We start from the raw sequence: 12,650 nt of genomic DNA, 5'->3' as shown, positions 1-12,650 counted from the left end.
GGATCGGGCGCGCCATGGACCGCTACAAGGTCAACGTCAACAAGTCGACGGTCCCGGTGGGGACCGGAGACCTGGTCCGCCAGATCGACCAGAAGCACCAGGCCGCGCCGGTCGAGTTCGACGTGGTCTCGATCCCCGAGTTCCTCCGCGTGGGATCGGCGTTCGAGGACACGCTCCGGCCCGAGCGCATCGTGATCGGAGCCCCGAGCCAGCAGGTCGCCCTGACGCTCCTGGAACTCTACGCGCCCCTGGAGCGTCCGATGATCATCACCGACGTTCCCTCCGCCGAGATGATCAAGTATGCGTCGAACTCCTTCCTCGCGGCCAAGATCTCGTTCATCAACGCCATCGCCAACATCTGCGAGCTGGCCGGCGCGGACGTGACCCAGGTCATCAAAGGTATGGGGCTCGACCACCGCATCGGCTCGACGTTCCTCCAGGCCGGCCTCGGCTTCGGCGGCGCCTGTCTCCCCAAGGACTCCGAGTCCCTCATCCAGACCTCGGCGAGCCTCGGTTACGACTTCAAGCTGCTCAGGACGGTGGTCGAGATCAACCGGGACCGCGCGCCCCTCCTGGTGGAGAAGATCCTGAAGGTGCTGGGGCCCTTGGACGGAAAGCAGATCGGGGTGCTGGGGCTCGCCTTCAAGCCCAACACCGACGACATGCGGGAGGCCAAGAGCGTGGAGGTGCTCAGTCTCCTCCACGAGGCCGGGGCCGGGCTCAAGGTCTACGACCCGGTGGCAACCGACAACGCGAAGACGCTCCTCCCGCCCGGCGTGCGGTACTGCACCTCCCCTTACGAGGCGGCCGAGGGCGTGGACGCCCTCGTGCTCGTGACCGAGTGGAACGAGTTCAGGTTCGTGAACCTCGAGCGCCTCCGCTCGCTGATGCGCCGCCCCTTGATCTTCGACGGCCGCAACCTCTACGAGCCCGAGCGGATGCGGCGGCTCGGCTTCGAGTACCACGCGATCGGGCGCAAGCCCGTCGTCCCGGCGTAGGCCTGTGCCGATTGCTCTGACGACAACGGAGCGCATCTCGAGCGCGGGCTTTGCCCGCGCAAGCTCCGGGGGGAGGAATCGGAAGGGGGACGGAGCCCCCCTCCGAGGGTGATGCGGGTCCTGGTCACCGGGGGCGCGGGCTTCATCGGCTCCCACCTCTGCGACTGGCTCCTGGCCAAGGGCGCCGAGGTGGTCTGCATGGACAACCTCCTCACCGGGACCGTCGAGAACATCGCTCACATCCGAGACCCGCGCTTTACGTTCGCGAAGCACGACGTGACGAACTACATCTACGTGGCCGGCCCCGTGGACTACGTGCTCCACTTCGCGAGCCCGGCGTCCCCCGTGGACTACCAGCAGCACCCCATCCAGACGCTGAAAGTAGGGGCGCTCGGCACCCACAAGGCGCTCGGGCTCGCGCGCGAGAAGGGGGCCAAGTTCCTCCTGGCCTCCACCTCGGAGGTCTATGGCGACCCGCTCTTGCACCCGCAGCGGGAGGAGTACTGGGGGAACGTGAACCCGGTGGGACCACGGGGGGTGTACGACGAGGCCAAGCGCTTCGCCGAGGCCATGACGATGGCCTACCACCGCTTCCACGGGCTCGACACGCGCATCGCACGGATTTTCAATTGCTTCGGGCCGCGCATCCGCCTCAACGACGGGCGCGCGATCCCTACTTTCATCACCCAGGCGCTGTCCGGCCGGCCGATCACGGTATACGGCGACGGCTCGCAGACGCGGAGCTTCTGCTATATCGACGACATGGTGGACGGCATCTGGCGGCTCATGCAGTCCTCGGTTACCGACCCGGTGAACATCGGCAACCCCCAGGAGATGACCCTCCTCGAGCTGGCCAAGCGGATCCTGACCCTCAGCGGGTCGTCGAGCGAGATCGTCTTCCGCCCGCTCCCGGTGGACGATCCGAAGGTCCGCCAGCCGGACATCACGCGTGCCCGGACGCTCCTGGGGTGGAAGCCCGCGGTCGAGCTGGACGAGGGCCTCCGCCGGACCATCGAGTGGTTCCGCCAGCAGCTCCAGCAGCGATGAAGATCCTGGTCACCGGCGGCGCGGGCTTCATCGGCTCCCACGTGGTGGATCGCTACGTCGCCGAGGGCCACCAGGTCGCGGTGGTGGACAACCTGATCAGCGGGCGGCGCGAGTTCGTCAACCCGGCCGCGCGGCTGTACCCGATGGACATCCGCAGCCCGCGCCTCGCCGAGGTCTTCGAGGCCGAGCGCCCGGGCGTCGTGAACCACCACGCGGCCCAGCCCGATGTCCGGCGCTCCGTGACGGACCCCGGGCTCGACGCGAGCGTGAACGTCCTTGGATCGCTCAACGTGCTCACCTGCTGCCGCCGGTTCGGCGTGCGCCGGCTGATCTACGCCTCCACCGGCGGCGCCGTCTACGGCGACACCGCTGTGCTCCCGACGCCCGAGGACCACCCGACCCGTCCCGCATCCCCCTACGGCGTCTCCAAGCTGGCGGCGGAGCACTACCTCGCGTGCGGGAGCGCCCTCTACGGGATCAACACGCTCGTGCTCCGCTACGCCAACGTCTACGGCCCCCGGCAAAACCCGCTTGGCGAAGCCGGAGTCGTCGCCATCTTCACCTACCGACTCCTTCGCGGCGAGCCGGCCATCGTCAACGGCGACGGCGAACAGACGCGCGACTACGTCTACGTCGGGGACGTGGTCGAGGCCAACCTGCGCGCGCTCGAGCAGCCGGAGGCGGCGGGAGTTCTCAACATCGGTACCGGTGTCGAGACCTCGGTCGTCCAGCTCTTTCGGTCCCTCCAGGCGGCCGCCGGGGGCAGGGGCGAGGCCCGCCACGGCCCGCCCAAGGCCGGGGAGCAGCGACGGAGCGTCCTCGACATCACCCTCGCCAAGCGCCTGCTCGGCTGGACGCCCCGCGTGACGCTGGAGGAGGGCCTCCGCCGCACGGTTGAATACTTCACGAAGGAGACCGCGCGATGATCGACGAAGAACTCAAGGCGATCCTGGCCTGCCCGGCCTGCAAGGGCAGCCTCCGCTTCGAAGAGACCCGCATCATCTGCCCCGCCTGCAGGAAGGCTTACCCCATCCGCGAGGGGATCCCGGTCATGCTGATCAGCGAGGCCGAGGACTGGACGCCGCCCCAGTAGTAGCCTCGGAGGGGGGCTTCGGCCCCCTTCCAATGGGAGCACACGCGAAGATGCACGCCGTGATCCTGGCGGGCGGCGAGGGGACCCGCCTTCGCCCGCTGACCCTCACCTGCCCGAAGCCGATCGTTCCGCTCCTGAACATCCCGTTCCTCCGCTACCAGCTCGCCTGGCTCACCCAGCACGGGATCCGCGAGGCGGTCCTCGCCTGCTCCTACGGCGTGGCGGAGATCCGACGCCTGCTGGGCGACGGCGCTGCGGCGGGGATGTCGCTCCGCTACGCGGTCGAGCCGTCGCCGCTCGGGACGGCCGGGGCGCTGCGGAACTCGGCCGAGCCGGGCGAGGCGCTGCTGGTCGTGCTGAACGGCGACGTCCTGACCGACGTCGACCTGAGCGCGATGATCCGGCGCCACCAGGCGTCCGGGGCGCGCGCCACCATCTACCTGACACCGGTGGACGACCCGACGCTCTACGGGCTGGTCGAGACCGATCCGGACGGCCGGATCCTCAAGTTCCTCGAGAAACCCTCCCGCGAGCAGGTCACGGTCAACACGATCAACGCCGGCGTGTATATCCTCGACGGGAGCCTCCTGGAGCTCATCGCGAACGACCGGGTCGTGTCGATGGAGCGGGAGTTCTTCCCGGACCTCCTGGCGCGCCGCATTTCGTTCTTCGGTCACGTGAGCCGCGCCTACTGGCTCGATATCGGGAGCCTGGAGAAATACCGTCGCGCCCAGGCGGATCTCCTGACGGGCGCCGTGGCGACCGAGATGCGCCCCGCCGGCACCCGAAGGGGGAGCCTCTGGATCGGCGAGGAGAGCGTCATCTCGCCACAGGCGCAGGTCACCGGCCCGGCGGTCATCGGCAGCCGCGCGCGGCTGGCGGCCGAGTGCCGTGTCGAACCCTTCACCGTGCTCGGCGACGGGACCTCGCTCGAACGCGGGAGCCACCTGACCGGCGCCGTGCTCTGGCGGGACGTCCGCGTCGGGCCGGGAGCGCGCCTCTCCGGCTGCCTGATCGCCGACGGCTGTCGCATCGGTGCGGACGCCGAGATCGGGCCCGGCGCCGTGCTCGGCGCCGGCAGCGTCGTGCCGGACGGAGCCCGCGTGTCGGTGTAGCCGCGCGACGACCGGCTGCGGCCGCCGAACGGGTCCGCAACGGCCCCCGCGCCTGTGGTATTCTGAAGTTCGTGAGCCTGCCGGGGATTCGCAACTTCTCCATCGTGGCGCACATCGACCACGGCAAGTCCACGCTCGCCGACCGACTGCTGGCCCTGACCGGCGCCATGGATCCGAAGAAGGCCGTGGACCAGGTGCTGGACTCCATGGACCTCGAGCGGGAGCGAGGGATCACGATCAAGCAGCACACTGTGCGGCTCCCCTACCGGGCCGCCGACCGCCACGATTACACGCTGAACCTGATCGACACCCCCGGCCACGTGGACTTCTCCTACGAGGTGTCCCGCTCGCTCGCGGCCTGCGAGGGGGCCGTCCTCGTGGTGGACGCTGCCCAGGGCGTCGAGGCGCAGACGCTGGCCAACTTCTACCTGGCGCTCGAGGCCAACCTCACCATCATTCCGGTGATCAACAAGATCGACCTCCCGGCGGCGGACGTGGACGGAACGCGGCGCCAGCTCGCTGACCTCCTCGGCCTGAACCCCGACGAGGCGATCCCGATCTCGGCCAAGGACGGGACCGGGGTGCCGGAAGTCCTCGAGGCCATCGTCCGGCGCATCCCGCCGCCGAGCGGGGACGTCGACGCACCGCTGAAGGCGCTCGTCTTCGACTCCTTCTACGACCCCTACCAGGGCGTCGTGGTGTACGTGCGCCTCTTCGATGGCCGAGTGTGGCCGGGCACGAGGATCCTCCTCATGTCGAACGGCCGGGTCTACGAGGTCCAGCAGGTCGGCGTCTTCACCCCGGCGATGCAGCCGACGGAGGAGTTGTGGGCCGGTCAGGTCGGCTACCTCACGGCCGGGATCAAGCGCGTGGCCGACGCAAAGGTGGGCGAGACGATCACCGAGGCCCTGCGCCCCACGGCCACTCCGTTCCCGGGCTACCGCGACGCCAAGCCCATGGTCTTCGCGGGGCTCTACCCGATCGAGGACACCGGCTACCAGTCACTCCGCGACGCCCTGGAGAAGCTCCGGCTCAACGACTCGGCGCTCGTCTTCGAGCCCGAGACCTCCCTGGCTCTCGGCTCCGGGTTCCGGTGCGGCTTCCTGGGCCTCCTGCACATGGAGATCGTCCAGGAGCGCCTCGAGCGCGAGTTCGCCCTCACGCTCATCGTGACCTCACCCAGCGTCCGCTACCGGGTCGTGACCACGGCCGCCGAGACCGTGGAGATCGAGAACCCGTCCAAGCTCCCCCCGGCGGGGACCATCGACCACATCGAAGAGCCCTTCGTCCGCGGCTCGGTCCTTGCGCCGACCGAGTACATGAACGCCATCTACAAGCTCGCCCAGGACAAGCGGGGCGAGCACCGGTCCCTGGAGTACGCGGGCAAACGCGTCCTGATCACGTTCGACTTCCCGCTCGCCGAGATCATCGTGGACTTCTACGACAAGCTGAAGTCGCTCTCCCGCGGCTACGCGTCGTTCGACTACGAGTTCCTCGAGTTCCGGGAGACCGACCTGGTGAAGCTCGACATCCTCCTGAATGGCGACCCGGTCGACGCCCTCAGCGTGATCGTCCATCGGGACAAGGCCTACGAGAAAGGCAAGACGCTCGCCGAGAAGCTCAAGGCGGTCATCCCGCGGCAGCTCTTCGACGTCGTGATCCAGGCCGCCATCGGGAGCCGCGTGATCGCCCGCGAGACCGTCAAGGCGCTCAGGAAGAACGTGACGGCCAAGTGCTACGGTGGGGACATCACCCGCAAGCGCAAGCTCCTCGAGCGGCAGAAGGAAGGCAAGAAGCGGATGAAGCAGCTCGGCAAGGTGGAGGTCCCGCAGGAGGCGTTCCTCTCGGTGCTCAGGAGCTGAGCGCTGGATCGCAAAGACCCGCTGGCGACCCCGCAGGTTCCGCGCGCCGTCGAGGCGGAGAAGAAGCGGAAGAAGTCCCTCGTCCGCGAGTACGTCGAGGCCATCGGGATCGCCATCCTCCTCGCCCTGGTGATCCGGACCCTCGTCGTCCAGGCGTTCACGATCCCCTCCGGGTCCATGATGGACACGCTCCAGGTGGGCGACTACATCCTGGTCAACAAGTTCCTCTACGGCGCCGAGGTCCCCTTCACCGGGTGGCACCTGCCGGGGCTCCGCCAGCCCCACCGCGGCGACATCGTGGTCTTCAAGTACCCGCTCGACGAGAAGCGTGACTTCATCAAGCGCATCGCCGCGGTGCCGGGGGACGAGCTGGTCATCCGCGGCAACCAGATCATCATCAACGGCGGGCCCGCGGCGGAGCCATACGTGAAGCCCGGGACCGGCGCGTTCACCCCGCCCCGCTATCTCGCCGACCGCGGGTCCGGGGAGCCGTGCCTGGCGCAGGCCGCCAACGCGGCCGAGAGGCAGCCGGATCAGTTCGGACCCATCGTGATCCCGCGCGGCCACTACTTCGTCATGGGCGACAACCGCGACAACAGCCAGGACAGCCGGTACTGGGGATGCCTCAAGCGCGAGCACATCCGCGGCAAGGCATTCCTGATCTACTGGTCCTGGAACGGAGAGGACGGGTGGCTCCGCTGGCGGCGGCTCGGGAAGATCATCTGGTAGGGCCCAGCACGCCCCACGACTGGGCTCCGCACGCGCCAGCCATCGGCGTGTACCTCCACATCCCGTTCTGCCGGCAGCGCTGCCACTACTGCTCCTTCAACACCGGCCCCTATCGGCCCGCCGCGATGGATCGGTTCCTCGCCGCGCTCCGCGCCGAGATCGATCTGGCCGGCGAGGCCGTGTGGGCGGGCCGCGTGACGGTGGCGACCGTCTTCCTCGGCGGCGGCACCCCGTCGCTCCTGGAGCCCGACGAGCTGGCCGACGTCCTCGGGCGGCTCAGGAAGCGCTTCGCCCTGGCCCCCGGGGCCGAGGTCACCGTCGAGTGCAACCCGGAGAGCGTCAGCCGGGACAAGCTCGAGGCCTACCGGCTCGCGGGCGTCAACCGGATCAGCCTCGGGGTGCAGGGGCTCGACGACGGGCTGCTCGCCCGCCTCGGCCGCCTCCACTCGGCGCGCCAGGCGCGCCTGGCCTTCGAGGCTGCGCGCGCCGCGGGGATCGACAACCTCACCGTGGACCTGATGTACGGGCTCCCCGGGCTCGACCTGGCAGGCTGGGAGGCGACGCTCCACGGCGTGCTGGCCTGGGGACCCGAGCACCTCTCCGCGTACGCGCTCACGCTCGATGCGGGCAGCCGCTGGGGGAGCGACGGGGTCGCGGAGCTGCCGGCGGAAGATACGGTGGCGGAGCAGTACTGGCTCCTCACCCGGATCGCGCGCGAGACGGGCCTCGAGCACTACGAGATCTCGAACTACTGCCGCCCCGGCCACCGCTCGCGCCACAACCAGGTCTACTGGCGCGGCGAGGAGTACCTCGGGCTCGGCCCAGGCGCCGCCGGCTTCCTCGGCGAGGTCCGCTACGTGAACGCCAAGCCCGTCACGCGCTACTGCGCCATCCTCGAGGCCGGCGCGTTCCCCGTGGACCAGCGGGAGCGCCTGACGCCTCGCCTGCGCCACCGCGAGCGCATGATCCTCGGCCTCCGCCTGGGCGACGGCGTCCCCGAGGCCTGGCTCCACGCGCGGGTCGCCGAAGGCCCCGCCCGCGTCGCGTCCCTGCTGAAGACCTGGGAGGCCGAAGGCCTCCTCGTGTTCAGGGACGGACGCGCCGTCCTCACCGACGCCGGGTTTCTCCTCTCCGACGCGCTGTTCGTCGAGCTGCTGTGAGGCGCGCCATCTTGACAAGCCGGGCCGCGGTTGTTAAGACAGAGGCAGAGTGACAGCCATGGATTCGGCCCTCGACGAGCGTTGCCGTGAAGTACTGCGGACGGTGATCGAGGAGTACATCGAGACAGCAGAGCCCGTGGGCTCGCGGTCGGTCGCCAGGCACTCGCGCCTCGGCCTCTCCCCGGCCACGATCCGCAACACGATGGGCGACCTGGAGGAGCTGGGCTACCTCGGTCAGCCGCACCCCTCCGCCGGTCGCGTTCCGACGGACAAGGCTTACCGCCTCTACGTGGACACCCTGAGCGGCCAGCGGCGCATCGCCGAGAGCGAGACGGCGACCCTCCGGACCCAGCTCGGCAATCTCCCGCCCGGGTTCGAGCAGATGATGACCGAGACCTCGATCCGCCTCTCGGGACTCTCCCGGATGACCGCGGTGCTGCTGGCCCCGCCGCTCAAGCAGACCCGCCTGGCTTCGGTGAATCTGATCCCGCTCCCGAACGACCGCGCCCTGGCCGTGGTCATGACCGAGGCGGACTGGATCACGACGCGGACGCTCACGCCCGAGCCCCGCGTCGCGCCCGACGACCTCCGCGAGCTCGGGCGCGTGCTCACCCGCCGGTTCCGGGGACGGACGTTCCAGGAAATCCTGGAAGAGGTCGCCTCGCCGTCGGACCCGCTGGACCCGCTCCACGCGCGGATGGGGCCGCTGGTCAGGGAGATCTTCTCCACGCTGCGCGACCGCTCCCTCTACGTCGGCGGCGCCATCAACATCCTGGAGCACCGTGAGTTCTGGGACATCGCGACGATGCGCGTGATCCTCCGCGCGTTCGAGGAGAAGGAGCGTTTGATCGACCTCCTCTCCGAGCTGGCGGGCGACAGCGGCGTCCGCGTCATCATCGGCAGCGAGAACCCGTTCGAGGAGATGCACGAGTGCAGCCTGGTGACCTCGGCCTACGTCTACGAGAACCAGGCGCTCGGTACGGTGGGCGTCCTGGGGCCGAAGCGGATGCCCTACACCCGGCTGATCTCGCTGGTCGCCGAGGCCGCCGGGCTGGTCAGCCAGTCGCTCGCCCGGTACCGGCAGCAGCTCTACCTCCCGTCCTGAGCGACCCGGGCCTCCGGGCCCGGCTCGCGACCCTGCTATAATAAGCGTCTGCAATGAGTGACGAGCTCGCCTCCCAGGACGACACTCCCGTCGAGCAGCCGGGCACCGAGGCCGCAGACCTCCCGGCCCAGATCATCGAGGAAGAGCTCACCCGGCTCCGCCAGGCCCTCGAGGCCAAGACCCGTGAGGCCGAGGCGACGCACGACCGCTACCTGCGGGCGCTCGCCGAGCTGGACAACGCGCGGAAGCGGGCGCAGCGCGAGCGCGAGGAGTATGTTCGCTTCGCCAACGAGTCGCTGCTCCGCGAGCTGCTCCCGGTCCTCGACAACTTCGACCGCGCGATCCAGGCCGCGCGGGCGCGTGGCGAGGCCGAAGGGTTCGTGACCGGCGTCGAGCTCATCCAGCGCGAGCTGCTCCGGGTACTCGAGAAATTCGGGGTGACCCCGTTCAGCTCCGTTGGCCAGCCGTTCAACGCCGAGCGTCACGAGGCTATAGAGCGGGTCACAGCCACCGAGGAGCACCCGGCGATGACCGTGGTCGCGGAAACCCTTCGCGGGTATCTCCTGAACGGCCGCGTGCTCCGGCCCGCGATGGTCACGGTGGCGGTGCCGCCCGAGCCGGCGGGCACGCCCGAGGAACCGCGCACGCCAAATGGCTAAGCGCGACTACTACGAGATCCTGGGCGTGTCGCGCGATGCCACCGACGGCGATCTGAAGAAGGCGTACCGCCAGCTGGCGCTCCAGTACCACCCTGACCGCAACCCCGGCGACAAGAAGGCCGAGGAGCACTTCAAGGAGATCAACGAAGCGTACAGCGTGCTCTCGGACCCGGAGAAGCGCGCCCAGTACGACCGCTTCGGCACCGTCGGCGTGGGCGTCGACGTCTCGGACCTCGGCTTCGGCACGCTCTTCGACGACCTGCTCGAGGGCTTCTTCGGCGGCGGCCCGCGCAGCCGCCGGGCGCGCGCCCACCGCGGCGAGAATCTTCAGTACGACCTCGAGATCACGCTGGAGGAGGCGGCCACGGGACTGGAGACCAAGGTCCAGATCCCACGCCTCGAGCCGTGCGAGGCGTGCCGGGGATCGGGACTCGAGCCCGGCACCAAACGCCAGGTCTGCCCCACGTGCCAGGGGCACGGCCAGGTCCGCTTCTCGCAGGGCTTCCTCACCGTCGCGCGCACCTGCCCGCACTGCGGCGGCGAGGGCGAGGTCAACCGCACCCCGTGCAGGGCCTGCGGCGGCGAGGGTCGGGAGCGCCGCGAGCGCCTGCTCAAGATCAGGATCCCGGCCGGGGTCGAGGACAGCTCCCAGCTCCGGCTGACCGGCGAAGGCGCCGTGGGCACCCGCGGGGGGCCGGCCGGCGACCTCTACGTGGTCATCCGCATCCGCCCCCACGACTTCTTCGTCCGGCGCGGCGACGACCTCTACTGCGAGCTCCCGCTCACCTTCGCCCAGCTCGCCCTGGGCGCGGAGGTGCAGGTCCCCGTCCTCGGCGGCAAGGCCACGCTCAAGGTCCCGCCCGGCACCCAGCCGGATCAGGTGCTCCGGCTCAAGGGCAAGGGGATGCCGAACCTCCACGGGCGCGGCAGGGGCGACGCCTGCTACCAGGCGGTGCTCGAGATCCCCACCAAGCTCACCGCCAAGCAGCACCAGCTCCTGGAAGAGTTCCAGCGCGCGTCCCAGGATAATGCGGGACCGATCCTCACCTCGTTTCTCGATCGCATGAAGAAGCTCCTGGGCGCCTGATGCCCTTCTGGGAGCTCGCCCTCCCCGCCTCGCCCGAGACCTCAGAGGGGCTGACCAACTTTCTCTGGGAGCTGGGAGCCCTCGGCGTGATCGAAGAGGAGGCGAACGGGGCGCCGGCCCGCCTCCGTGCCTTCTTCGCCGAAGGCGCCTCGCCGGCTGCCCTCCTCTCCGCCGTGGACGCTTACGCTGCGGCCCTCAAGGCGCTTGGCTTCGCGGTGGCGACGCGCGAGCCGACTGTCACGCCCCTCGTCGCCGAGACCTGGGCCGACGCCTGGCGCCAGTCGTTTCCCGCGCGCGCGGTCGGACGCCGCCTCCTGGTGGCTCCGCCGTGGGAGATTCCGGCTTCCCTTGATGGCCGGCAGCTCGTGGTTATCGAGCCCCGCCGCGCCTTCGGCACGAGCAATCACGGCAGCACCCAGGGATGCCTGACCCTGCTCGATGCCTTCCTCGAATCCCACCGCGCGAGCCACGGCCTCGACCTCGGCACCGGCACCGGGATCCTCGCCATCGCCGCGCTCCTCCTGGGCGTGCCCGCGATGATGGCCCTCGACATCGACCCCGACGCGCTCCGGGAGACGCGGGAGAATGCCGAGCGGAACGGCGTCGCCGACCGCCTGCGCTGCGAGCTGGGGGGGCCTGAAGGGCTCGAAGGCTCAACCCCACTCCTCCTCGCCAACCTCCTCGCCGGCGCCCACGCGGCGTTCGGCGCCCATTACCGTCGGCTCGTGGTCCCCGAAGGGAGCCTGATCGTGGGTGGGCTGCTCACGCCGGAAGAGCCCGGCGTCGTCGACGCGCTCTCCGCCCACGGATTCCGTCCCGTCGAGCGCGTCGAGCTGGAAGGCTGGGTGTCGCTCCGGCTGACAACGGCTCCGTAAGTGGGAAAGTTCCACGTTCGCCCCGAAGCGGTCAGCGCGGACCGGGTCGTCTTCGATGAGGCAGAGACCCACCACCTGGTCCGCGTCCTTCGCCTCCGCCCCGGCGGGATCGTCCAGGCCGTCGACGGCCGGGGCAGCGAGTTCACCGTCAGGCTGGAGGCGCTCCAGGGCCGGGAGGCCGTCGGCCGAATCATCGGGCGCTCCGATCGCCGCACCGAATCGCCTTTCGCTGTCACGCTCGCCCAGGGTGTGCCCAAGGGCGACAAGATGGAGTGGATCGTCAAGGCGGCGACGGAGCTCGGGGTACTCCGGGTCGTGCCGCTCCTGACGGAGCGTGTGATCGTCCGGCTCCCGCCCGCGCGCTGGCGCGACCGCCAGCGCCGCTGGCAACGGGTCGCCAAGGAAGCGGCCAAGCAGTGCGGCCGCTCGGTGATCCCTTCGGTGGAGCCTGTCCGGACGCTCGACGAGTTCATCGCCGAAGGGCCCCGCGCCGGCCTGGCGGTCTGCCTCTGGGAGGGCGAAGCGCGGGGGCTTCGGAGCCTCCTGGATGCGGTCTCGGGGACCCTCGCCTCCGCGCTTCTGGTCGTCGGGCCCGAAGGGGGGCTGGCGGTCAAGGAGGTCGAGCTCCTCCGAAGCCGTGGTGTGAGCACCGCAGGGCTCGGGCCGCGAGTCTTGCGCACCGAGACCGCGGGCCCGGTTGGGGTCGCGCTGCTCCAGGCGCGATTCGGCGATCTGTGAGCTCCCTCGGAGGGGGGCTTCGCCCCCCTTCCGAACCTCCCCCTTGCAGTTCGAGCGTGGCGGGTTCGGCCATGCCGCCAGGCAGGCCACCCGCCGCGCGAGGCCCGAGTGGCAGTTCGAGCCGAGGGGCTCCGGACGAGCCGCAGGCGCGGCAGTTCGAGCCGAGGCGCTTCGGCGCAGGC

The 12,650-nt window shown here is 69.9% G+C and carries 13 protein-coding genes; all 13 read left to right on the top strand.

Features of this window, described 5'->3' with window-relative positions:
• The coding region (locus HY726_20475) for a UDP-glucose/GDP-mannose dehydrogenase family protein (protein MBI4611373.1) at positions 1–998 on the top strand (998 nt) is incomplete at its 5' end.
• A 111-nt stretch (positions 999–1,109) separates the two neighbouring features.
• Positions 1,110–2,045, top strand: a complete 936-nt coding sequence (locus HY726_20470; protein ID MBI4611372.1) for an SDR family oxidoreductase — start codon at positions 1,110–1,112, stop codon at positions 2,043–2,045.
• Entirely contained in the window at positions 2,042–2,971 is a 930-nt protein-coding gene (locus HY726_20465) for an NAD-dependent epimerase/dehydratase family protein (protein ID MBI4611371.1), read from the top strand. Before HY726_20470 ends, HY726_20465 begins: the two co-directional genes overlap by 4 nt.
• Positions 2,968–3,138, top strand: coding sequence for a Trm112 family protein (locus tag HY726_20460; GenBank protein MBI4611370.1), 171 nt, complete (start codon positions 2,968–2,970; stop codon positions 3,136–3,138). The genes HY726_20465 and HY726_20460 overlap by 4 nt, the downstream gene beginning before the upstream one ends.
• 50 nt (positions 3,139–3,188) lie before the next feature.
• Positions 3,189–4,253 (top strand): NDP-sugar synthase, encoded by a 1,065-nt coding sequence (locus tag HY726_20455; protein ID MBI4611369.1) that lies wholly within the window; start codon positions 3,189–3,191, stop codon positions 4,251–4,253.
• Between the two features lie 71 nt (positions 4,254–4,324).
• On the top strand, positions 4,325–6,115 hold the full coding sequence (gene lepA / locus HY726_20450; GenBank protein MBI4611368.1) for an elongation factor 4: 1,791 nt from the start codon (positions 4,325–4,327) through the stop codon (positions 6,113–6,115).
• A 21-nt stretch (positions 6,116–6,136) separates the two neighbouring features.
• Positions 6,137–6,844, top strand: a complete 708-nt coding sequence (lepB, locus tag HY726_20445) for a signal peptidase I (GenBank protein MBI4611367.1) — start codon at positions 6,137–6,139, stop codon at positions 6,842–6,844.
• Positions 6,805–8,004 (top strand): radical SAM family heme chaperone HemW, encoded by a 1,200-nt coding sequence (hemW, locus tag HY726_20440; protein ID MBI4611366.1) that lies wholly within the window; start codon positions 6,805–6,807, stop codon positions 8,002–8,004. The genes lepB and hemW overlap by 40 nt, the downstream gene beginning before the upstream one ends.
• Positions 8,005–8,062: 58 nt before the next feature.
• Positions 8,063–9,109, top strand: a complete 1,047-nt coding sequence (gene hrcA, locus HY726_20435) for a heat-inducible transcription repressor HrcA (protein MBI4611365.1) — start codon at positions 8,063–8,065, stop codon at positions 9,107–9,109.
• Positions 9,110–9,162: 53 nt separating this feature from the next.
• Positions 9,163–9,768, top strand: a complete 606-nt coding sequence (locus HY726_20430; GenBank protein MBI4611364.1) for a nucleotide exchange factor GrpE — start codon at positions 9,163–9,165, stop codon at positions 9,766–9,768.
• On the top strand, positions 9,761–10,855 hold the full coding sequence (gene dnaJ / locus HY726_20425; GenBank protein ID MBI4611363.1) for a molecular chaperone DnaJ: 1,095 nt from the start codon (positions 9,761–9,763) through the stop codon (positions 10,853–10,855). The genes HY726_20430 and dnaJ overlap by 8 nt, the downstream gene beginning before the upstream one ends.
• The gene (locus HY726_20420) at positions 10,855–11,730 is read left to right on the top strand and encodes a 50S ribosomal protein L11 methyltransferase (GenBank protein ID MBI4611362.1); all 876 of its coding nucleotides are present in this window, start codon (positions 10,855–10,857) and stop codon (positions 11,728–11,730) included. Before dnaJ ends, HY726_20420 begins: the two co-directional genes overlap by 1 nt.
• Positions 11,731–12,468, top strand: a complete 738-nt coding sequence (locus HY726_20415; protein MBI4611361.1) for a 16S rRNA (uracil(1498)-N(3))-methyltransferase — start codon at positions 11,731–11,733, stop codon at positions 12,466–12,468.
• The last annotated feature ends 182 nt before the right edge of the window (positions 12,469–12,650 follow it).

This window comes from Candidatus Rokuibacteriota bacterium (genome assembly GCA_016209385.1).
In the GTDB taxonomy this organism is placed as follows: domain Bacteria; phylum Methylomirabilota; class Methylomirabilia; order Rokubacteriales; family CSP1-6; genus JACQWB01.
Note: the sequence above shows the minus strand (reverse complement) of the source record. Positions and strands in the feature narration are given on the sequence as shown.

Excerpts from the sequence above, each read along its gene's own strand:
- HY726_20470 (MBI4611372.1), top strand. The coding sequence starts at position 1,110 with ATGCGGGTCCTGGTCACCGGGGGCGCGGGCTTCATCGGCTCCCACCTC.
- HY726_20465 (MBI4611371.1), top strand. The coding sequence starts at position 2,042 with ATGAAGATCCTGGTCACCGGCGGCGCGGGCTTCATCGGCTCCCACGTG.
- HY726_20460 (MBI4611370.1), top strand. The coding sequence starts at position 2,968 with ATGATCGACGAAGAACTCAAGGCGATCCTGGCCTGCCCGGCCTGCAAG.
- HY726_20455 (MBI4611369.1), top strand. The coding sequence starts at position 3,189 with ATGCACGCCGTGATCCTGGCGGGCGGCGAGGGGACCCGCCTTCGCCCG.
- hrcA (MBI4611365.1), top strand. The coding sequence starts at position 8,063 with ATGGATTCGGCCCTCGACGAGCGTTGCCGTGAAGTACTGCGGACGGTG.
- HY726_20430 (MBI4611364.1), top strand. The coding sequence starts at position 9,163 with ATGAGTGACGAGCTCGCCTCCCAGGACGACACTCCCGTCGAGCAGCCG.
- dnaJ (MBI4611363.1), top strand. The coding sequence starts at position 9,761 with ATGGCTAAGCGCGACTACTACGAGATCCTGGGCGTGTCGCGCGATGCC.
- HY726_20420 (MBI4611362.1), top strand. The coding sequence starts at position 10,855 with ATGCCCTTCTGGGAGCTCGCCCTCCCCGCCTCGCCCGAGACCTCAGAG.